This window comes from Polynucleobacter sp. MWH-UH19D (assembly GCF_040409795.1).
Lineage (GTDB): Bacteria > Pseudomonadota > Gammaproteobacteria > Burkholderiales > Burkholderiaceae > Polynucleobacter.
This window is the reverse complement of sequence record NZ_CP099571.1, coordinates 1408963-1429465: the sequence shown is the minus strand read 5'-3', so window position 1 is coordinate 1429465 and position 20503 is coordinate 1408963. Positions and strand designations below refer to the sequence as shown.

Sequence of the window (20503 nt, the reverse complement as noted above, 5' to 3'; positions counted from 1 at the left end):
TGTGATGAGTCAACACAATTCTGGCGCTGCAAATTCGGTATTGATTGCGCGCAATCTCAGTAAGACTTATGGTCAAGGGCCCAATGCTGTTGAGGTACTAAAAGGCATTCATTTAGAAGTCGAGCCAGCCGAAAAAGTTGCTATCGTAGGTTCTTCTGGATCTGGTAAAAGTACTTTGCTCCATCTATTGGGTGGGCTTGATACTCCAACGGCTGGCTCTGTCACGTTATCAGGCTTAGTCCTTTCACAGCTTGGCACTAAGCAGTTGGATTTGCTGCGTAATGAGAATTTAGGATTTATCTATCAGTTTCATCATTTGTTAGATGAATTCACGGCCCTAGAGAATGTTGCATTGCCACTTCGCATCAGAGGTCTTGATCGGGGAGATTGCGAACGCCGAGCTGCAAAGATTTTGGAGGCTGTCGGTTTGGCCAATCGAGTTGAACATACACCCGGCGAATTATCTGGTGGTGAGCGCCAGCGTGTTGCGGTTGCTAGAGCATTGGTTGGTAACCCTGCCTGCGTTTTGGCTGATGAGCCGACAGGAAATTTAGATGCGGAAACAGCTGATAGCGTGTTTGATTTAATGCTAGAAATTGCACGTGAGCAGGGTACTGCTTTTGTAATTGTGACGCATGATCCAGTCCGAGCCCAACGGTGTGATCGTATTTTGCATTTAGAGCGCGGAGTGCTTAAACCCTTTGCACAGTAATTTTGCTCCCATGTGGATTGATACACACTGTCATCTAGATGCCCCAGAGTTTTCATCTTCGCTAGCCTCTATTATCAGTGCAGCGAAAGACAAAAATGTTGGCGCTATTTTGTTACCCGCTGTAAAGGCTGCAGACTCAGAAAGTGTACGAATGCTAGCCTCGCAATACAGCAATGAGATTCCGGGCCTAGTCTATACCTTGGGCATTCATCCCTTGTATACCAATCAAACCCAAGAAAGTGATCTCAATTTATTAGAGGAGCAAATAACTGGGGCACTTGTCGATCCAAGATTTGTTGGGGTCGGAGAAATTGGTTTGGATTACTTTGTTGAGGACTTGGACCCTCATCAACAAGAGTATATTTTTCATGCTCAATTAGAGTTGGCAGAGCAATTTCAGCTGCCTGTTATTTTGCATGTGCGTCGTTCTCAAGACGCTATTTTGAAAGCATTACGCAGGCGTAACATTCCGGGGGGTATTGCGCATGCATTTAATGGTAGCTTTCAGCAAGCAGAGCAATTTATTGAGCTTGGCTTTAAGTTAGGATTTGGTGGAGCGGCAACCTATGAGCGTGCCTTGCAGATCCGTAGACTCATCAAAGAATTACCACTTGAGAGTATTGTGACTGAAACTGATGCACCAGATATTCCACCGGCTTGGCTGCGTAGTGAAAATCTCGCATTCAATGAGCCAGCATTTATGCCTAGGATTGCCAGAGAGCTTGCTGCTATTCGTGGGATAAATGAATCTGAATTTGCTTCAAGAGTCTGGCGTAATGCCATGCAGGTTTTACCTCGTTGGTCAACTCTTTGTGCTGATAATCCAAATCTAATTCAGATCTCCTAAACTTTTGCGCTCAGCAATTACGGCATTCATTGCCGGGGGGTCACTCCTTTTTCTTTTACCGCAAGTGCCCTTGAATTGGGAATCCATTTGCCTTATCGCTTTCTTGATGTGTTTGTTCTGCATTTGTTTATGTCATCGAATTCAACCATTACGACATATCTTCATTTGCATCATCTTATTTGTTCTAGGTTTTGCATGGAACGCAAATTATGCTGATAGACGTTTGCAAAATATTCTTTCGCAGGAATTAGAGGGGAAGGAATTCATTGTTGAGGGTAGGGTTGTTGGATTAGCTCAAACTGGAGGTGCTGGAGCGAAGTTTCCTTTCGCAATTGACGATATGCTCATTAGAGGCGAAACAAGGACGCAATTTCCAAAGCAAGTTTATTTGAGCTGGCAACCTGCATGGAGGAGTCAGCAAACAATTCCGGAGATGATTCCTGGGCAGCGGTGGAAATTGAAGGTCAAACTGAAAAGACCTTACGGGTCGTTAAATCCGTATACGTTTGATTTTGAACGCTGGGCTTTTCACCACGACTTTGGTGCTAGTGGATCGGTTCAATTCGGTGAGTTATTGCAAGCAGATGGTATTGGCTTGAATGAATTTCAATTGCGGATGGAGCGAGCTCGCCATCATCTTCGAAAAAAAATTCAAAGCGCTTTGCCATCGGATGCGCGTTATGTAGGTGTGATTGTTGCTCTAGTGATGGGGGATCAAAATGCCATTCATCAAGAAGATTGGGGGGTATTTAATGCAACTGGTATTGGGCACCTGATTTCAATATCAGGATTGCATGTCACGATGTTGGCGGGGGTAGGGTCTGCATTAGCGGCATTTTTTTGGAGACGTGGTTCTTTACCGTTGCGGATTCCAGTTGCGAAAGTTGCGGCGTTTTTCGGGTTTCTTACTGCATTTGTATATGCATGGCTGGCTGGATTTCAGATACCCGCTCAAAGAACGATGTATATGGTGGGCGTGGTTGCGTTCGCCTTGTGGACTGGCAGAAATCCTAGATCATTTGATATTTGGTGGTGGGCATTAGCATTTGTTTTGGTGATCGATCCAATGGCGCCTTATACGCCAGGATTTTGGTTATCGTTTGGCGCTGTCGCAGCCATTCTGTATGCCATGAAAGACTCATCAGGACTATTGGGCATTCCTACTGGTAAAGAGTTGGAGGTACCCTGGGCATCAAGAGTTGTGCAGGCCTGCCGTGAGGCTTGTCGAGTACAGGCTGTTGTCACTATAGCGCTATTGCCGATCACGCTATTTTGGTTTTATCAGGCATCAATGGTTTCGCCATTAGCAAATGCTTTTGCCATTCCTATTGTCAGTTACATCGTTACACCTTTGGCAATTGCTGGGGCCTTGCTGCCAGAGTTTATTGGTCAGTGGCTTTTATTGCCTGCGCACACAACAATGGAGTGCTTGGCGAAATTATTAGCATGGTTGGCAAGCTGGAGCTGGTCTGTAGTTTGGTCAAGTCAGCCAACATGGTGGCTTTTGGCATCCTCGGCATTGGGAATGATTTATGCCATTCAGCCTGGCGATTTAGCAATTTCCTGGCGGTCAAGGTTGTGCGCACTAACGCCAACAGCGATACTCTTTATGCCTTGGTCACATGTAGAGGGTAATGCCATAAAGCCGGGTGAGTTCAAGGCGATAGTTTTAGATATTGGTCAGGGCACTGCAGTCCTAATTGAAACTGCCAATAAGCGATTGCTGTATGACACTGGACCCATACAAGGCAAACATGATGATGCTGGTCAGCGAACTATATTGCCCTATTTAAGAGGTAGGGGCATTCATCAAATTGATCGAATGGTTATTAGTCACAGCGATAGCGACCATGTAGGTGGGGCATCTTCATTGCTGAAGCACATTTCCTTTGGGGGAATGATGGGCTCCTTACCAAGTGATAATCCACTGTTAAAAAATTTAAAAACAAGAAAAATTCCGAGTTTTCCATGTCGTTATGGTCAGCGCTGGTTCTGGGATAACGTAGAGTTTGTGATTTGGCATCCGCATGAATCCACTCATTTTCAAAAACAATATTCCATGAAACCAAATGAAATGAGCTGTGTTCTTGAGGTACGCAATAAAAGTTACTCGTTTTGGTTAACTGGTGATGTAGAGCGACAGGGCGAGGCACAAATTACTGAGCGCTTAGCATCAGTGATGCCAAAGGAGCTTGGTAATCGGCAACTTATTTTTATGGCCCCACATCATGGGAGTAAAACGTCTTCTTCGATTGGGTTGGTAAATATGCTGAAGCCAGATTTTGCATTTGCTCAAAATGGCTATAGAAATCGTTATGGCCATCCGCATCCCACGGTTACAGCGCGCTATGAAAGTTTGGGTATTCCGTTTTATTTAACCCCAGAAACGGGTGCTCAAATTTGGACGTTCCGAGATAATTCTTTGGGATTTACGAGTTGGTTTATGCGCTGGGAGGATAGGCGCTTATGGCATCGACAATAAGTGCCCTGACCTTAAAAGCAAAAAGCCCTTAAAAATTAAGGGCTTAGTACGTAAATCTTGGTTGCGGGGGCAGGATTTGAACCTACGACCTTCGGGTTATGAGCCCGACGAGCTGCCAGACTGCTCCACCCCGCGTCTGAAGCTGAGATTCTACCATTTTTTGCACCGCAATGTCGATCGTTTCTACAAAATCAGCCTAAAAAACGCGGTTTTGGCTTGCTCAATGTCATTTGGGATGGTCTGATTTAGGGAGTAATATATTGCCACGCAACAAAGAGCCAAAGGCCTGCAATGTCAATTAGCAATCCAGAGTTTTCGAGTTCAACGCTATTAAACCCAGTCAACTTGCATGAAGACCCTAATGGCCATAAGAAGGGTAGTTTAGGTGCGGTGATGCTCGCTGCCATTGGCGTCGTGTTTGGCGATATTGGAACCAGCCCGCTTTATGCGCTTAAAGAGTGTTTTGATCCACAACATGGTATTGCGTTTTCACCAGAGGCTCTGTTCGGCGTTATTGCCATGATGATCTGGTCACTGATTTTGGTAGTGACTTTTAAATACGTATTGTTTGTGATGCGAGCAGATAACAAAGGTGAGGGTGGCGTGCTCTCCCTAATGGCTCTAGCACTTCGTTCCTATAAGAGCGACTCAAAAACGTATTTCTGTTTAATGATTTTAGGCATGCTTGGTGCATGCATGTTGTTGGGTGAGTCTGTAATTACGCCTGCTATTTCTGTTCTTTCTGCGGTTGAGGGTATCGAAATTGCAACACCGAGTTTGCATAAATTCATTATTCCGATTTCGTTGACCATTTTGATTGCGTTGTTTCTGATTCAAAAATTTGGAACCGCTGCAGTTGGGAAACTGTTTGGCCCAATTACTCTAGCCTGGTTTATTGTGCTTGCGATTTTAGGTGCCATCAACATCGGTGCTGCACCACAAATTATTGGCGCAATTAACCCGATGCATGCTATTCATTTTGTTTCCTTGCATCCAACGACTGCTTACATCGTAATGGGCGCAGTAGTGCTGGTAGTAACTGGGGTAGAGGCTTTGTATTTGGATATGGGACATTTTGGCCGCAATCCAGTTCGCTACGCTTGGCTATTCATAGTGTTGCCAAGCTTGTTAATCAACTATTTGGGTCAGGGTGCCTTGCTGCTTTCTAATCCAGAAGCTGCATCAAACCCGTTTTACTTAATGGTCCCTGAATGGGCTTTGTGGCCAGTTGTTGGTTTAGCTACGGCTGCTACAGTAATTGCCTCGCAAGCAGTGATCTCAGGTGCCTACTCGCTAGTCAGTCAAGCCATTCTCCTAGGTTTTATGCCTCGCATGACCATCTTGCACACCTCAGACTCTGAACAAGGTCAGATTTATGTGCCTGTTGTGAACTGGGCATTGTTGTTTATGGTTGTCATTACCATCATTGAATTTAGAGCGTCCGTTAATTTGGCGGCTGCATACGGTATCTCTGTGACATCGACCATGATGATCACTGCTGTATTACTAGCGGTTGTGATGTATCGTGAATGGAAAATGAATTTAATCCTAGTGATTGCGCTCACATCCTTATTTTTTACATTGGATTTTTCTTTCTGGAGTGCAAATCTCATCAAAATTAAAGATGGTGGTTGGTACCCATTATTTTTAGGTCTCTTAATTTTTACCTGTTTAATTACTTGGTATCGGGGTCGAAAACTATTGCGCGCAAAAATGGTTGAGGGCTCTATTCCTTTGCAGGCTTTTGTGCAAGGTTTATTGGCTCATCCACCTCATCGGGTTGAAGGTACTGCAATCTTTTTGACAGCTCACGTTGATTATGTTCCAGTCGCAATGCTCCACAACTTAAAACATAATCGAGTGATGCATGAGCGGATCTTCTTTGTGAAATTGAGTACTTGGGATGTGCCATATGTAAATGATGACCAGCGCATCACCATGAAGGATTTTGGTGGTGGCGTATATTTGGTAAGAGCTGTTCATGGATTTAAAGAAACGCCTGATATTAATAACGTGCTTAAATTAATTGAGAAGCATGAAGGCATTCATTTTGATGTGATGGATACCTCGTTCTTTATCTCACGCGATACCATCGTTCCATCTTCATCACCAGGCATGGCTTTGTGGAGAGAAAAGCTTTTCAGTTGGATGATGCAAAATGCCGCAAAACCATCTGATTTTTTTAAGATTCCCGCAAATCGATTGGTTGAGTTGGGCGCCAAGGTAGAAATTTGAAAATAGATATTCTCTTGAAATCCAAGTTTTTTTTCGTCATTTTTCTGCTGACGAGCTCTATTAGTGGGATGGTGTTAGCTACACCAGCTGAAGAGCTTGAATTGGAGCAACTAGATAGAATAGAGCGGGACCTAGAGTTACAACGTGATTGGGCCAAGTACCGATGGGGCAAAGCTAAAACCGACTGCTATCAAAATTACTGGGTAGATTACTGTTTGCGGAGCGCACGAGCCCAATATCGAAAGGAAGTTGATCCGATTAGCGAGCAAGAGCGTGAGTTGCATGAAGTGCAGAGAAAATTGCGCAAAAGTATCAAAGACCAAGAGGATCAAAAGCGCGCTGCTGAGCGTGCATCACCTGAAAGAGCTGCTGAGCGCGTCAGTAATCAGCGCGAGTTTGAGGAAAAACAAAAAGCTTCAGCTGCCAGAGCGGCAGATCTTGAGCAACGTCGTAAGGATGCGCCAAAGCGTGCTCAAGAAAATAAAGCTGGCACGCAGCTTGATTAACCTCTTATTTTTGTATTTCTGAATATCTCTTGGCCAAAGTAAAAACAATCTATATCTGTCAGTCTTGCGGCGGTACTGCAGCAAAGTGGCAAGGTCAATGCCCATCTTGCCAGTCATGGAACACGATGGAAGAGGGGCTCCCCGAGTCCTCATCTAATTCTCGTTTTCAGGGTTTGGCGCAATCGTTGCCAAGACAAAAGCTTTCCGCTATCACGGCGGAAGATTTGCCAAGATTTAGTACTGGTGTAGAAGAGTTTGACCGCGTATTGGGTGGCGGATTAGTTCAGGGTGGTGTTGTGCTGCTTGGCGGAGATCCGGGCATCGGTAAATCTACTTTGTTATTGCAAGCACTAGCTGAGATGAGTGCTGCAGGTATGAATGTTCTTTATAGCAGTGGTGAGGAATCAGCAGCGCAAATTGCCTTGCGTGCCAAAAGAATTGCACTAGATGCGCCCCAATTAGAAGTCTTGGCAGAAATTCAGCTAGAAAAGCTGATTGCGATTATGGATACGGTGAAGCCACAAGTATTGGTTGTGGACTCAATTCAGACTTTGTACTCCGAAGTATTAAGTTCTGCGCCTGGATCGGTTGCTCAGGTAAGAGAGTGCGCCGCACAATTAACCAGAGCGGCGAAAGCAAGTGGTATTTGTGTATTGATGGTGGGCCATGTCACTAAAGATGGGCACTTAGCAGGTCCGCGTGTGTTAGAGCATATTGTTGATACCGTGCTCTACTTTGAGGGAGATACTCATTCCTCATTCCGTTTAATACGCTCTATTAAAAATCGCTTTGGTGCAGTCAATGAGCTAGGTGTATTTGCGATGACGGAAAAGGGTTTGCGAGGTGTGACTAACCCATCGGCAATTTTTTTGTCACAACATGAGCAGATGGTTCCTGGCGCATGTGTACTAGTAACTCAAGAGGGCAGTAGACCTTTGTTGGTGGAAATTCAGGCGTTAGTTGATACTGCGCATATACCTAATCCACGTCGCTTAGCTGTTGGCTTAGAGCAAGCCCGTTTAGCAATGTTATTAGCGGTGCTGCACCGTCATGCAGGAGTGGCATGTTTTGATCAAGATGTTTTCTTGAACGCGGTTGGTGGCGTAAAGATTTCTGAGCCAGCAGCTGATTTGGCGGTTTTGCTGGCAATTCAGTCATCTATTCGTAATCGTGCATTACCGAAGGAGTTGATTGTCTTTGGTGAGGTAGGCTTGGCGGGAGAAATTCGTCCGTGCCCACGTGGTCAAGAGCGTCTTAAGGAGGCGGCAAAGCTTGGCTTTACTGTTGCCATTATTCCCAAGGCTAATATGCCGAAGGCAAAAATTCCTGGTTTGAAAGTCATTCCGGTCGAGCGAATTGATCAAGCAATTGCTGCTGCTGCCGAGTTAAGCTAGATGATTGTCGCTGTAGATTGGTTTAATGCAAACCTTCCGCTTGAATCAGTAGCACCTGTTCTTCACCAGCAGAAACTTCCATCCAAATGACTGGAATCTGAGGGAAAGCTTTTTTGAAGTTCTCATACTCATTACCAATCTCAATCAAAATAGCGCCACGCTCAGAGAGGTAATCGGCTGCATTGGCAATAATTCGCCTTATTAGATCCATGCCATCATCGCCACCAGCAAGTGCAAGCGCTGGTTCAGCATGGTATTCGGCTGGTAAAGCGTTCATGGAGTTTGCATTCACATAAGGTGGATTGCAAATGATTAAATCAAAGAGGTTGTCTTCATTTGGCTCGGGCAGAGCATCCCATAAATCACCTTCTAGTAGCTCTATTTGTGAGCTCAAGCCATGGCGATCCACATTGCGTGCTGCTATTGAGAGTGCGGGCAAACTAATATCACATGCACTGACATGCATGTCGGGGCAAGATAGCGCAAGTAAGATTGCCAATGACCCATTACCTGTACAAAGATCTAAAACCTTACCATCTGCTGGTAGCCATGGCTCTAGTGAGCCGTTAACAATTAGCTCAGCAATCCATGATCTCGGAACAATACTTTGCTCACTGCAAAAAAATGGAACACCCATGAGCCATGCTTCCCCAAGGATGTAGGCAAGTGGCTTGCGAGTGGTGATGCGCTCATTCGCAGTATTGATAGCCTGTTCGTATTGCTCGCTTGTGAGTATTTGCTCCAGATGATCTAGCGTATCTGCAGGGCTCAGTCCAATTTGTTTACTCACAATCCAAAGGGCTTCACTTTGTGCATCAATGGCGCCATGCCCGTAGTGCAAGTTTGCGACGTCTAATTTTTGAGTAATCTGCTCAATCGATTGATTGACTGAAAAGGCTTGTGAAGGCTCGGGGTCCATGATGGATAGGGAGATTTTTAAGTAGAAAGAGGTTGTGCAGACTTAAGCAATCAATTGCTCAAGTGTTTTGCGATAGATATTTTTTAGTGGCTCAACATCATCAATGTTCACGCACTCATCGATTTTGTGGCTTGTAGCATTGAGCGGCCCAAATTCCACAACCTCTTTGCAGATCTTGGCGATAAAACGACCATCACTTGTGCCGCCTGTGGTCGAAAGCTCCGCATCAATTTGGGTTTCCGATTTAATTGCTTTGCGTAATGCATTGGCCAAATCACCTTCCCCGGTAATAAAAGGGCTGCCACCAAGGACCCAATCAATCTCAAAATCGAGACTGGCATTGCTCAAAGCTTTTTCTAGGCGTTCGCGCAATTGTTCGGGTTTGCTTTCTGTGGAAAAGCGGAAATTAAAGTCGATCACCAATTCACCTGGAATAACGTTGTTTGCGCCAGTGCCTGCATGCACATTGGAGATCTGAAAGCTGGTTGGCTGAAAATATTCATTTCCTTTATCCCATTCAGTTTCAACTAAAGCAGCAATAGCAGGTGCTGCCAAATGAATTGGATTTTTGCCAAGATGAGGGTAGGCGATATGGGCTTGGGTACCTTTTATTCTTAATTTGCCAGATAGCGATCCACGACGACCATTCTTGATCATGTCGCCTAATTGATCGACCGATGTGGGCTCACCAATCACGCAGTAATCCAAGCGTTGACCATGCTTTTGTAAGCGTTCACACATAATCACTGTGCCATCGTTGGCCGGACCTTCTTCATCACTTGTAATCAAAAAGGCAATTGACCCTTGATGGTTTGGGTGGGTGGTTACAAACTCCTCGGTAGCTACAACAAAGCCGGCTAATGAGGTTTTCATATCAGCAGCGCCGCGACCATAAAGTTTGCCATCGCGAATGCTTGGTGTGAACGGGTTGCTAGTCCATTTTTCTAGTGGCCCAGTTGGCACGACATCAGTGTGACCTGCAAACATCAGTACTTTGCCTTGATCGCCAGCCTTACCTTTTTTGATTGCCCATAAGTTGGTGACTTGAAAATTCTCAGGGCCGCTTACAACGCTCTCGGTATGAAAACCTAGCGCTTGTAAACGTTTAGCAATTAATTCTTGGCAACCACCATCCGCGGGCGTAACGGAATGGCATTCAATGAGAGCCTCGGTAAGCTCAAGGGTTGCACTCATAAATAATTAGCTAGTTAAGTTAGTCGCGAAGAAGTTCGTTAATAGCAGTTTTTGCTCTAGTTTGAGCATCTACTTTTTTCACAATCACAGCAGCATAAAGACTGTACTTGCCGCAAGCAGAAGGCAGTGACCCAGGTACAACAACTGAGCCTGCTGGCACGCGACCATAGTGAACTTCGCCAGTCTCGCGGTCGTAAATCTTGGTACTTTGCCCAATGTAAACGCCCATTGATAGGACAGCATTTTCTTCAATCACTACACCTTCGACTACCTCGGAGCGGGCACCAATAAAGCAGTTATCTTCAATAATGACCGGACCGGCTTGAATTGGCTCTAAAACGCCACCAATTCCGACGCCGCCAGAAAGGTGAACATTTTTACCAATTTGTGCGCAGGAGCCTACGGTAGCCCATGTATCCACCATGGTCCCTTCGCCAACATAGGCGCCAATATTGACGTAGGAAGGCATTAAAACTGCATTTTTGCCAATAAATGACCCACGGCGGGCTACGGCTGGGGGTACCACACGAAATCCTCCAGCAGCAAAGTCAGCAGCTGTATAGCCCTCAAATTTGCTTGGAACCTTGTCATAGAACTGGGTATAGCCCCCAGCGCTCATCGGAACGTTGTCTTCCAGGCGGAAAGAAAGCAGTACAGCCTTCTTAACCCATTGATTTACTTCCCACTTACCAACATCTCTGCGTTCAGCCACTCGAATAGTGCCCGCATTTAGTCCTTCTAGGACGGCATTTACAGCACCTCGGACGTCTCCAGGCGCACTATTAGGAGAGAGGTTTGCGCGGTTTTCCCAGGCTTGTTCAATGATGCTTTGTGGTGATTGGCTCATGCTTTTTAGTTAACTATCAGATTGTTAAGGGATTTTGCCCCTGAAGGTAGATTTATCATTATATCGATGGGGCAAAAACCCGTCTAAGTGCCCTAGGCTTGCTATCATCCTCCTACTTTAGATGTAATTTTTAGCCCTTTATTTGAACCCCTATTATTCCCAGCAAAGTACGCCGTGCAACTGAAATCCATCAAACTTTCCGGCTTTAAGTCTTTCGTTGACCCAACCCATTTTGAAATGCCTGGCCAATTAATTGGCGTTGTTGGGCCAAATGGTTGTGGAAAGTCGAACATTATTGATGCTGTGCGCTGGGTTTTAGGCGAGTCTCGTGCCAGCGAACTGCGTGGTGAATCCATGCAGGATGTCATTTTTAATGGTTCTGGTCTGCGCAAGCCATCTGGTCGTGCCAGTGTTGAACTCATTTTTGATAACGCTGATGGACGCGCACAGGGTCAGTGGAGTGCTTTTACAGAATTAGCTGTTAAGCGTGTTTTAACCCGCGATGGAAATTCAAGTTACTACGTTAATAACCAAGTGGTGCGTCGTAAGGATATTCAAGATATTTTCTTGGGTACTGGTATGGGTCCAAGAGGTTACGCGATTATTGGTCAAGGTACGATCAATCGTATTTTGGAGGCGAAGCCTGAAGAGTTAAGAGTATTTCTAGAAGAAGCCGCCGGCGTATCTAAATATAAAGAGCGTCGTAAAGAAACCGCTTCTCGTCTTGAAGATACGGTAGAGAATCTAACGCGCGTTGAAGATATTCTGCGCGAACTTGATCAACAGTTAACTCGCTTAGAAAAGCAAGCGACTGTTGCAGAGCGTCATGCTGAACTCTCCGCTCAAATGAAATCGCAGCAGCAGCTTTTGTGGTTTGTTCGTCAGACCGAGGCTGGTAAAGAACAAGAACGCCATGCCAACGGCATTCGAGATACTCAGGTTAGCCTTGAGGAGCAAACTGCCAAAATGCGTCACGTGGAGGCAGAGCTAGAGACAATGCGCTCTCAGCAGTACGCTTTGCAAGACAAGGTATCTGAAGCGCAGGGTGAGTTGTATCAAACGAACGCTGATGTGAGTCAAGTTGAATCGCAAATCCATTACGTGCAAGAGGCGCGTCAACGATTGCAGCAGCAAACTCAAGATTTGCAGGCGCAATTACAGCGCTGGACTGTACAAGAAACCGACGCCGCTCAGGCACAGCGCACGACTGAGCATGAGCTCACGTTAGCTAGCGAGAAAGAGCAATCCCTATTAGCAGAGTTAAATGGTTTGGAAGAGCAGATGCCAAGCCGAGATGAGGCTTATCAAACCGCTTCTCATGATTTGAACGCTGCACGTGAAGCCTTGGCAACAATTGAGCAGCGCCTCGCCAGTTTGGGCGAGAGAATTCGTGCAATGTCGGCTCAAGCAGATGAGTTAAAGGGTCGCGAGGTGCGTCTCACTGGTGAGCTTGAGGGCATGCGTCGACCTGATGCCGAAGCTTTGCAAATGGCGATAGATCGCCACGCAATGGCACAACGTAAAGTTGAAGAAGCAAGAGCGCGCGCTGGTGAAACTCAGCAACGCGTTCCTGCTGCTGATGAAGCTCGTAATGCGGCTCAGCAAAAAATACAAACAGCTAATCAAGAATTAGCTCAAACTGAAGCAAAACTCACAGCACTAACGGCCTTACAAGCAAGTGTTCAAGCGCAAGGAAAAATTGGTCCATGGCTGGAAAGCAAGGGGCTCAAAGAGAGTAAGCGTCTCTGGCAGGAGCTAAAAGTAGAAAGCGGATGGGAAGCGGCCCTTGAGTCAGTATTACGTGAGCGTCTAGCGGCTGTTACTGCAAAAAGCGTTCAAGAAACATTGGCGCTTGCAAATGATGCGCCTCCAAGTCGCTTAGCAATTTTGCTTACCGAGGAGATTAGTCCTGCACACACTTCTGCGCCTGCGGACTTCACGCCTTTATTGAGTCGTGTTCAAAGTGCTGGTGTTGCTCGATTGACTTCAGTGTTACAAGAGTGGTTAGACAATATTTACATAGCCTCTAGTCTTGAGGATGCTTTGCATCGTCGTGAAAAGCTTCCTGCTGGTGGTACGTTTGTTACCCAACAGGGTCATCTAGTGAGTCGCGTTAGTGTTCAGCTTTATGCTGCTGACTCTGAGCAAGCTGGTATGTTGGCGCGCGCTCAGGAAATGGAAAGTCTAGAGAAGCAGTTGCGTGCACAGCAGTTGATGCAAAGCGAACTGCAGGGTGAGCTAGATCAGTGTGTTGCTAACTATCAAGCCGCTCATCAAGCTGCCGAACAGGCTCGCATTGCTGCTGAACAATCTGTTCAAGAGGCTCACGGGTTTGAAGTGGAAAGAATGCAGTTGACTCAAGCTGAAGAGCAATATAGTCAACGTGCTGCCCAAATTCAGAATGAGCTAAGTGAGTTGCGTCAACAAATGGAGCAGTTGAGCTTGGCGCGTGAACAAGCCTCTGCTGAGTTAAGTCAGTCAGAAGATGCCAAACAAGGCCTTCAAGAGGCGCTGTCATTAGCTCAAGAAAAGCTAGAGCTCAGCACTCAACAGCGTGACCAATTGCGCGAGTCTTTGCGTAATGCGGAAATGGCAGCTCAAGAAGCGGCGTTTGCTACACGCTCATTACAACAGCGTATTGCAGATTTGCAGCGTGATCAAAGTACTGCACGCACCCAGATCATGGAGATTCAGGATAAACATGATTTGGCTACTCAAGAGCTGGAGACTTTGAGTGATGAAGAGGCTCAGGAGAAGTTGCAAGGTTTGCTGCTGGCACGGAGTGCGCGTGAAGCTGCTCTAGCAAATGCTCGTACAGAGCAGGACGCGCTATTACATCAACTGCGTGAAGCCGATGAAGCTCGTATGCAAATTGAGCGTAGTTTGCAGCCAATGCGCGACAAGGTAGTTGATCTGCAATTGCGTGAACAAGCTGCACGCTTGAATTACGAACAGTTCGCAACCTTGTTGGCTGATGCGGAAGCGGATTTAAGTGCATTAGAAGCGAATTTCAGTCCTGATCTAAAGATTGGCGCGCTACAAAGCGAAGTGAATCGTCTCAATACTGAAATTCAGTCTTTAGGTCCAGTCAATATGGCTGCATTAGACGAGCTTGCTAGCTCACGCGAGCGCAAGCAGTTCCTCGATGCACAATCGGCGGACTTGAATGAAGCAATGCAGACATTAACGGATGCGATTGCAAAGATTGACGCAGAAACGCGTGAATTATTGCAGGGCACATTTAATGAAGTAAACGGCCATTTTGGAAAACTCTTCCCAGAACTCTTTGGTGGTGGTCATGCCGAACTGGTTATGACTGGCGAGGAGATTTTGGATTCTGGCGTTCAGGTAATGGCGCAGCCCCCAGGTAAGAAAAATAGCAGTATTCATTTGCTCTCTGGTGGTGAAAAGGCTTTGACTGCGATTGCTTTAGTTTTCTCGCTCTTCTTATTGAATCCTGCACCATTCTGTTTATTGGATGAGGTTGATGCACCATTGGATGATGCGAATACCTTGCGCTATGCACAGATGGTAGCCAAAATGTCAGAAAAGACACAGTTTGTCTTTATCTCACACAATAAGATCACCATGGAAATTGCTCATCAGTTAATTGGCGTCACGATGCAAGAGCAGGGCGTATCTCGTATTGTTGCTGTGGATATTTCTTCAGCCGTTTCAATGGTGGAGGCGGCTTAAGTGAGCATAGAACAAATCATGACGATGTTAGGTTTGTCTGATTTACAGTTTGCATTGATTGCTATCGGTTTGCTGATATTGATATTGGTGGCGGTACTGAATTGGAAATACTCCCGCGCCCGCCGTAATGCGCATGAGCAAAACGAATACGTAATTGATGATCGCCTTACTCGTGAACCCTCCTTTGCAAAAGGGTTTGCTGATGCGGATATAAGTGATCGTGTTGAGCCTAAGTTTAGTAGCGCGACTCAAACAACTATCTCTAAGGCAGAAAAATTTGCAATTGATCCCCGGATTGATTGCGTCATCACACTGCGCTTCGATGAGGCGATCTCTGGTGCTGAAATTCTTGATGAAATTAATACTTGGACTGATTTGCAGTCCAATGCATCCATACGATGGATCTGTGAAGGCCTTAACACTGAGCGCGATGCCGCAGAAGGTTGGGAAGATCTTAGAGCGGACGCCTCCTATTCTGATTTGCAGTTAGCAATTCAGTTGGCAAGTCGACGTGGTCCAATTGGTGTTCTAGAGCTGTCAGACTTTTGTTCTCGAGTCCAAGCCTTAGCAAATACCTTGGCAGCTCAAATAGATATGCCAAGCGTCAACACGATGCTCGAGAGCGCTAAAGAATTAGATGCAATGGCTGCTGAGAGCGATATTCAGCTAAGCATCAATGTTTTATTTGATGAACCTTATCCATGGGCAAATTTCGACGCCCTGATGCGACAGCGCGGTTTTAAATTAGCTCGCAATGGACGTGCATATGAATTTTTTAGCAATGGTACCTTAATTTTCAATAGCACTGATCTAGATCCAAATTCACCTGTTACACAATTAACTTTGTTGCTCGAAATTCCTTTGGTCGCTCAAGATCAGCGTGCTTTTGAGCGCATGTTAGGTGAGGGGGTTGAGATTGCCCAAGCGGCACATGGCCGATTGGTAGATGACAATGGAATTAATCTAAGCGAATCGGCTGTGATTAGCATTCGTCAGCATCTAGATGGTCTCTATGCCAATCTTGAGAAGTCTGGTATTGCAGCAGGCTCTTCTACTGCCAGTCGACTCTTTAGCTAGGAGTTTCCTTTGTCTCCCAATAGTCCGAAAAACTTAGCGGAGCGCTACGCTTTTCTGCAAACTGAATTGGCTCGCTTAGAGCATGCCTATTACGTTCTTGATAATCCTTTATTGCCCGATATTGAATACGATAAGCTCTATCGAGAGTTGCTAGAAATCGAGGCCACCCATCCAGATTGGGTAACGCCACAATCTTTATCTCAACGTGTTGGTGGTGTGGCGCTGAAAGAGTTTGATTCGGTAACGCATGAAGTTCCTATGCTTTCTTTGAATAATGCGTTTGAAGAGTCGGAGTTGATTGCGTTTGATCGCCGTTGTCGTGAAGGCTTGCATGCCGAACACGTGGCTTATGCTGGAGAATTAAAGTTTGATGGCCTAGCAATCTCTTTGCGTTATGAGAATGGCTCCTTGGTGCGTGCTGCTACCCGCGGAGACGGTGCGAGCGGTGAAGATGTCACTGCTAATATCAAAACGATTCGTGCAATTCCGCTGAAACTCACTGGAAAAGATATTCCTAAGGTCTTAGAGGTACGCGGTGAGGTTTTTATGTACCTCAAAGATTTCCAAAAAATGAATCAGCAAGCTGCTGCCTCAGGTGAGAAAGAGTTCGCAAACCCACGCAACGCTGCCGCTGGAAGTTTGCGCCAACTTGATTCAAAAATTACTGCAAAACGACCGCTATCATTCTTCGCTTACGGTCTTGGTGCTCTGGAGCCACAAACCTGGCTTCCCAAAACGCATGAAGAATTATTAAATAAATATGTTGAGCTAGGGTTGCCTGTATGTACAGAGCGCAAGGTCTTGCACTCTGTACAGGAGATTCTGAACTTTTATAACGCAATTGGAGCAAAGCGTGATGCATTGCCTTATGACATAGATGGCGTTGTCTATAAGGTGAATTCATTTGCTGAGCAGGCCAAGTTAGGCTATGTCTCGCGAGCTCCTCGATTTTCCTTGGCGCATAAATATCCTGCTCAAGAGGCACTCACAACGGTTTTGGGGATAGATGTGCAAGTAGGCCGAACAGGAGCTATTACTCCGGTGGCGCGCTTATCTCCAGTTGAAGTGGGGGGTGTTACTGTTACTAACGCCACTTTGCATAATGAAGATGAAGTGAGACGTAAGGATGTTCGAATTGGTGATACGGTTTCGGTAAGAAGAGCGGGTGATGTGATTCCTGAGGTGGTATCCGTTATTAAGGATCGTCGTCCTAGCGACGCTAAACCATTTCAGATGCCTGATCATTGCCCGGTATGCAATTCTCATATTGAGCGCTTGGCGGATGAGGCTGTGGCACGTTGTAGCGGCGGATTATTTTGTGGCGCCCAGCGCAAACAAGCGCTGATCCATTTTGCTCACAGAAGAGCTATGGATATTGAGGGCTTGGGTGAAAAAATTGTAGATCAATTAGTTGATCAAAATTTAGTTAGAACACCAGCGGATCTGTATCGACTAGGCTTCACTGCTTTAGCTAATCTTGAGCGCATGGGCGAAAAATCTGCCGACAATCTTATACAAGCAATTAATCAATCTCGAAATACAACCTTGGCTAGATTTATCTTTGCTCTGGGTATTCGTCATGTTGGTGAAACTACAGCCAAAGATTTAGCGAATCATTTTCAGTCCATGCATGCATTAATGGATGCGAATATGGAAGAGTTGCTCAGTGTTAAAGACGTTGGCCCTGTAGTGGCTGACTCCATCCTAAGTTTTATGGAAGAGGCTCACAATCGTGAAGTGATTGAACAGCTTTTAGCATCGGGCATGCAGTTAGCAGTAGAAGAGAAGGTGATCAGCGCCGCCGTGGCTGGAAAGACTTTTGTTCTAACGGGTACATTCCCAACCATGACTCGTGATCAAGCAAAAGATCTGCTTGAGAAAGCTGGCGCAAAAGTTGCTGGATCAGTATCGAAAAAAACAGACTATGTGGTTGCTGGTACAGATGCCGGCAGCAAGCTCACCAAAGCAGAGGAATTAGGTGTGCCCGTCATTGATGAGGCGGACATGCTTAATTTGCTAGGCGCTTAAAGCCTCTAGCAACTCTGTTTCTAACTGAATCTGTAGCTTTGGATTTTTGCCAAGGTTGGCGGCATCCAATAGCAGCACGTCCTCAACACGCTCTCCGAGGGTATTAATTCTGGCAGAGTGAATGGAAACCTGGTGCTTCGCTAAGACTCTAGAGATTGTATAAAGCAAGCCTGTACGATCGCTGGCAGAAAGAGCAAGAGTGTAATAACGACCCCGATCATCTGGCGTCATGTGAATGCGCGGCTGAATTGGGAAAATACGAGATTGTCTCGATAGCCTTCCCATGCTGGGGTTTGGCAAAGGCTCGGCATTGGAAAGAGCGGCAGTTAATTCAAACTCAACTAGCTGAATCAGATCGCGATAGCTGCCGCCTTCATCTACAAGATTACTTCCTGAAATCTGGAAACTATCAAGAGCATAGCCATGGTGCGTTGTATGAATGCGTGCATCCCAAATAGAAAAGCCATGTCTTTCAAAGTAGGCACAAATTCGGGCAAATAGATCCTCTTGATCTTTTACGTAGATAGCTACTTGTAGGCCTTCACCAACGGGAGAGAGTCTGGCTCTTACAATTGGTTGTTCTGTATTTACTTTGTTATAAAGGTGGCGCGTCAGCCATGCGATATCGGATGAATCCTGTCGTAGGAAGAATGCGACATCCAATTGTTTCCAGAGATCCTCATAAGAACTGTCGCTGATTCCGTAAAGCCGCAGTTTGGCTCTAGATTCTTCTTGGTGTTGTGCGAGTTCTGAGGAGGCATCGGGTTTTGCTCCACCCAATACCCTTAGGGTTGCGCGATAGAGATCTTCAAGCAGTTTTCCTTTCCATGCATTCCACACTTTAGGGCTGGTGCCGCGGACATCGGCCACAGTCAAAAGGTAGAGCGCAGTGAGATGGCGTTCATCGCCCATCTTCTTGGCAAATGCCTTGACCACATCGGGGTCAGTTATATCTTGTTTTTGGGCCACTTGGCTCATGTTCAGATGCTCGGCTACTAGCCATACTAAGAGCTCAGTATCTTTTTTATCTAAACCATGTTCTTTGGCAAACTTACGCATATCCGCTTTGCCAAGTTGTGAGTGATCTCCGCCGCGGCCTTTAGCAATATCGTGAAAGAGTGCTGCGATGACGAGTAGCCAAGGTTTCTCGAAACGAGCAATTAAGCTACTGCAAAATGGAAATTCATGAGTGTATTCAAGCACCATGAAACGCCGTACATTACGCAGCACCATCAAGATATGTTGATCAACTGTGTACACATGAAATAAGTCATGCTGCATCTGGCCAACAATTTTTCTGAATGCTGGCAAGTATCTTCCGAGTACGCTACTGCGATTCATCAGATGAAAAGCTCGACTGACCCCTTCGGGTTGCTTCAGGATTTCAATAAATAGCGCCCGATTAATTGGGTTGGCACGCCACTTGCTATCCATTTTTGTACGAGCGTTATAGAGGGCTCTAAAAATAGTGGCAGACAGACTTTTAACGCTAGCTGTTTGTGCAAACACCAAAAAGGTCCGCAGAATTTGCTCTGGATATCTTTGGAAGAGTTGTGGGTCGGTGATATCTAAAACACCTTGGCGCTCAATAAAAAATTGATTTTCTTCGCCTGGTATAGGGTGAGTGGTCTTCGACTCCTGCGGAAATAGCAGTGCTTCAATATTTTGAAGTAGCACATCATTTAATTGAGTCACCGCTTTTGCGGCCCAGTAATAGCGACGCATAATGGCTTCGCTTGCACGACGTGATGATTCTTCTTCAATTCCCATGGCATGGGCTAAGGGTGATTGCAAATCAAATGCAATGACGTCTTGTCTGCGTCCTGCTATGAGATGCAAATTTGCACGCAAAGTTTCCAATAGTCGTTGATTGCGATTGAGTTCCGTGAGCTCTCGCTTGGTAATCAAGCCGGCTTCATGTAAATCTTTAAAGGTATTACCAAGCAGAGCTGCTTTGCTGACCCACGAGATGACCTGTAAATCGCGAAGACCACCAGGACTCTCTTTGCAATTTGGCTCAAGTGAATAAGGGGTGTTTTGGTATTTGTAGTGACGCTGGATCTGCTCGGCAAGTTTTGCTTGAAAAAAGGATCGAGGATCCATGGCAGCTTCAAAGGTCTTGGCGAATTCTTTGAATGATGATTTTTGCCCGCAAAGATAGCGGGCTTCGAGGAGGGAAGTTCTTACTGTGATGTCTTGCTCTGACTCGGAGATGCACTCCGCAACCGTTCTCACGGAGGAGCCTATTTCCAATCCAGTATCCCAGCAGTTCGCAATAAACTGCTCAACTTTCTTGGATACCTCTTCAGATTCTTCACTTTTATTTGGAAGCAAAATCAAGATATCAATATCAGAGTATGGAAATAATCCACCTCTGCCATAACCGCCAACCGCTACAAGCGTGGCTAAATTATTTAACTCGCATTTATTCCAAAGCTGAGTGAGTAATTGATCGGTGAGCTTACTTAATTGCTTAGTTAGTTTGCCTACAGCCTGCGTTTTCTTAAATTCGGCATATGCAGTTTCACGCGCAGAGTGAAGGCCTTTTACATCCATGGCTTCGCTT

13 protein-coding genes and 1 tRNA gene are annotated in these 20503 nt (G+C 45.8%); 9 read left to right on the top strand and 5 right to left on the bottom strand.

Going from position 1 to position 20503, the window contains the following annotated elements:
* The first annotated feature begins 4 nt into the window (after positions 1-4).
* The 3 genes from NHB34_RS07225 to NHB34_RS07215 all read left to right on the top strand — a co-directional run bounded on the left by NHB34_RS07225 (position 5) and on the right by NHB34_RS07215 (position 4041).
* Positions 5-712 (top strand): ABC transporter ATP-binding protein, encoded by a 708-nt coding sequence (locus NHB34_RS07225; protein ID WP_353426972.1) that lies wholly within the window; start codon positions 5-7, stop codon positions 710-712.
* Between the two features lie 10 nt (positions 713-722).
* Positions 723-1559, top strand: a complete 837-nt coding sequence (locus tag NHB34_RS07220) for a TatD family hydrolase (protein ID WP_353426971.1) — start codon at positions 723-725, stop codon at positions 1557-1559.
* A 70-nt stretch (positions 1560-1629) separates the two neighbouring features.
* The gene (locus tag NHB34_RS07215; RefSeq protein WP_353426970.1) at positions 1630-4041 is read left to right on the top strand and encodes a DNA internalization-related competence protein ComEC/Rec2; all 2412 of its coding nucleotides are present in this window, start codon (positions 1630-1632) and stop codon (positions 4039-4041) included.
* A gap of 58 nt (positions 4042-4099) precedes the next feature.
* Here NHB34_RS07215 and NHB34_RS07210 read toward each other — a convergent pair.
* Positions 4100-4176: transfer RNA gene (locus tag NHB34_RS07210), tRNA-Met, on the bottom strand.
* 258 nt (positions 4177-4434) lie between these two features.
* Here NHB34_RS07210 and NHB34_RS07205 point away from each other — a divergent pair.
* The 3 genes from NHB34_RS07205 to radA all read left to right on the top strand — a co-directional run bounded on the left by NHB34_RS07205 (position 4435) and on the right by radA (position 8176).
* Positions 4435-6276, top strand: coding sequence for a potassium transporter Kup (locus NHB34_RS07205; protein WP_353428569.1), 1842 nt, complete (start codon positions 4435-4437; stop codon positions 6274-6276).
* A 68-nt stretch (positions 6277-6344) separates the two neighbouring features.
* Positions 6345-6782, top strand: a complete 438-nt coding sequence (locus NHB34_RS07200; RefSeq protein WP_353426969.1) for a hypothetical protein — start codon at positions 6345-6347, stop codon at positions 6780-6782.
* 29 nt (positions 6783-6811) lie between these two features.
* Positions 6812-8176, top strand: a complete 1365-nt coding sequence (gene radA / locus NHB34_RS07195; protein ID WP_353426968.1) for a DNA repair protein RadA — start codon at positions 6812-6814, stop codon at positions 8174-8176.
* Between the two features lie 22 nt (positions 8177-8198).
* Here the strand turns inward: radA and prmB are convergent, their stop codons facing one another.
* The 3 genes from prmB to dapD are packed head-to-tail and all read right to left on the bottom strand — an operon-like array spanning position 8199 to position 11136.
* A complete protein-coding gene (prmB, locus tag NHB34_RS07190; protein ID WP_353426967.1) occupies positions 8199-9095 on the bottom strand; it encodes a 50S ribosomal protein L3 N(5)-glutamine methyltransferase in 897 nt (298 codons plus the stop codon).
* 42 nt (positions 9096-9137) lie between these two features.
* A complete protein-coding gene (gene dapE, locus NHB34_RS07185; RefSeq protein ID WP_353426966.1) occupies positions 9138-10289 on the bottom strand; it encodes a succinyl-diaminopimelate desuccinylase in 1152 nt (383 codons plus the stop codon).
* 19 nt (positions 10290-10308) lie between these two features.
* Positions 10309-11136: a 2,3,4,5-tetrahydropyridine-2,6-dicarboxylate N-succinyltransferase gene (gene dapD, locus NHB34_RS07180; protein WP_353426965.1), complete on the bottom strand. Its 828-nt coding sequence runs from the start codon at positions 11134-11136 to the stop codon at positions 10309-10311.
* 174 nt (positions 11137-11310) lie between these two features.
* Between dapD and smc the strand changes: the two genes are divergently transcribed.
* From smc to ligA, 3 genes are read left to right on the top strand one after another with little or no spacing between them, the layout of a single operon-like run.
* Entirely contained in the window at positions 11311-14832 is a 3522-nt protein-coding gene (smc, locus tag NHB34_RS07175) for a chromosome segregation protein SMC (RefSeq protein ID WP_353426964.1), read from the top strand.
* Positions 14833-15909, top strand: coding sequence for a cell division protein ZipA C-terminal FtsZ-binding domain-containing protein (locus NHB34_RS07170; protein WP_353426963.1), 1077 nt, complete (start codon positions 14833-14835; stop codon positions 15907-15909).
* A 9-nt stretch (positions 15910-15918) separates the two neighbouring features.
* On the top strand, positions 15919-17937 hold the full coding sequence (ligA, locus tag NHB34_RS07165) for an NAD-dependent DNA ligase LigA (protein WP_353426962.1): 2019 nt from the start codon (positions 15919-15921) through the stop codon (positions 17935-17937).
* Here ligA and NHB34_RS07160 read toward each other — a convergent pair.
* Positions 17926-20493, bottom strand: a complete 2568-nt coding sequence (locus tag NHB34_RS07160) for a [protein-PII] uridylyltransferase (protein WP_353428568.1) — start codon at positions 20491-20493, stop codon at positions 17926-17928. The two genes, ligA and NHB34_RS07160, sit on opposite strands and share 12 nt — an antisense overlap.
* Positions 20494-20503 lie beyond the last annotated feature (10 nt).

Excerpts from the sequence above, each read along its gene's own strand:
- NHB34_RS07205 (WP_353428569.1), top strand. The coding sequence starts at position 4,435 with ATGCTCGCTGCCATTGGCGTCGTGTTTGGCGATATTGGAACCAGCCCG.
- prmB (WP_353426967.1), bottom strand. The coding sequence starts at position 9,095 with ATGGACCCCGAGCCTTCACAAGCCTTTTCAGTCAATCAATCGATTGAG.
- NHB34_RS07160 (WP_353428568.1), bottom strand. The coding sequence starts at position 20,493 with ATGGATGTAAAAGGCCTTCACTCTGCGCGTGAAACTGCATATGCCGAA.
- NHB34_RS07225 (WP_353426972.1), top strand. The coding sequence starts at position 5 with ATGAGTCAACACAATTCTGGCGCTGCAAATTCGGTATTGATTGCGCGC.
- NHB34_RS07220 (WP_353426971.1), top strand. The coding sequence starts at position 723 with ATGTGGATTGATACACACTGTCATCTAGATGCCCCAGAGTTTTCATCT.
- dapD (WP_353426965.1), bottom strand. The coding sequence starts at position 11,136 with ATGAGCCAATCACCACAAAGCATCATTGAACAAGCCTGGGAAAACCGC.
- dapE (WP_353426966.1), bottom strand. The coding sequence starts at position 10,289 with ATGAGTGCAACCCTTGAGCTTACCGAGGCTCTCATTGAATGCCATTCC.
- NHB34_RS07200 (WP_353426969.1), top strand. The coding sequence starts at position 6,345 with ATGGTGTTAGCTACACCAGCTGAAGAGCTTGAATTGGAGCAACTAGAT.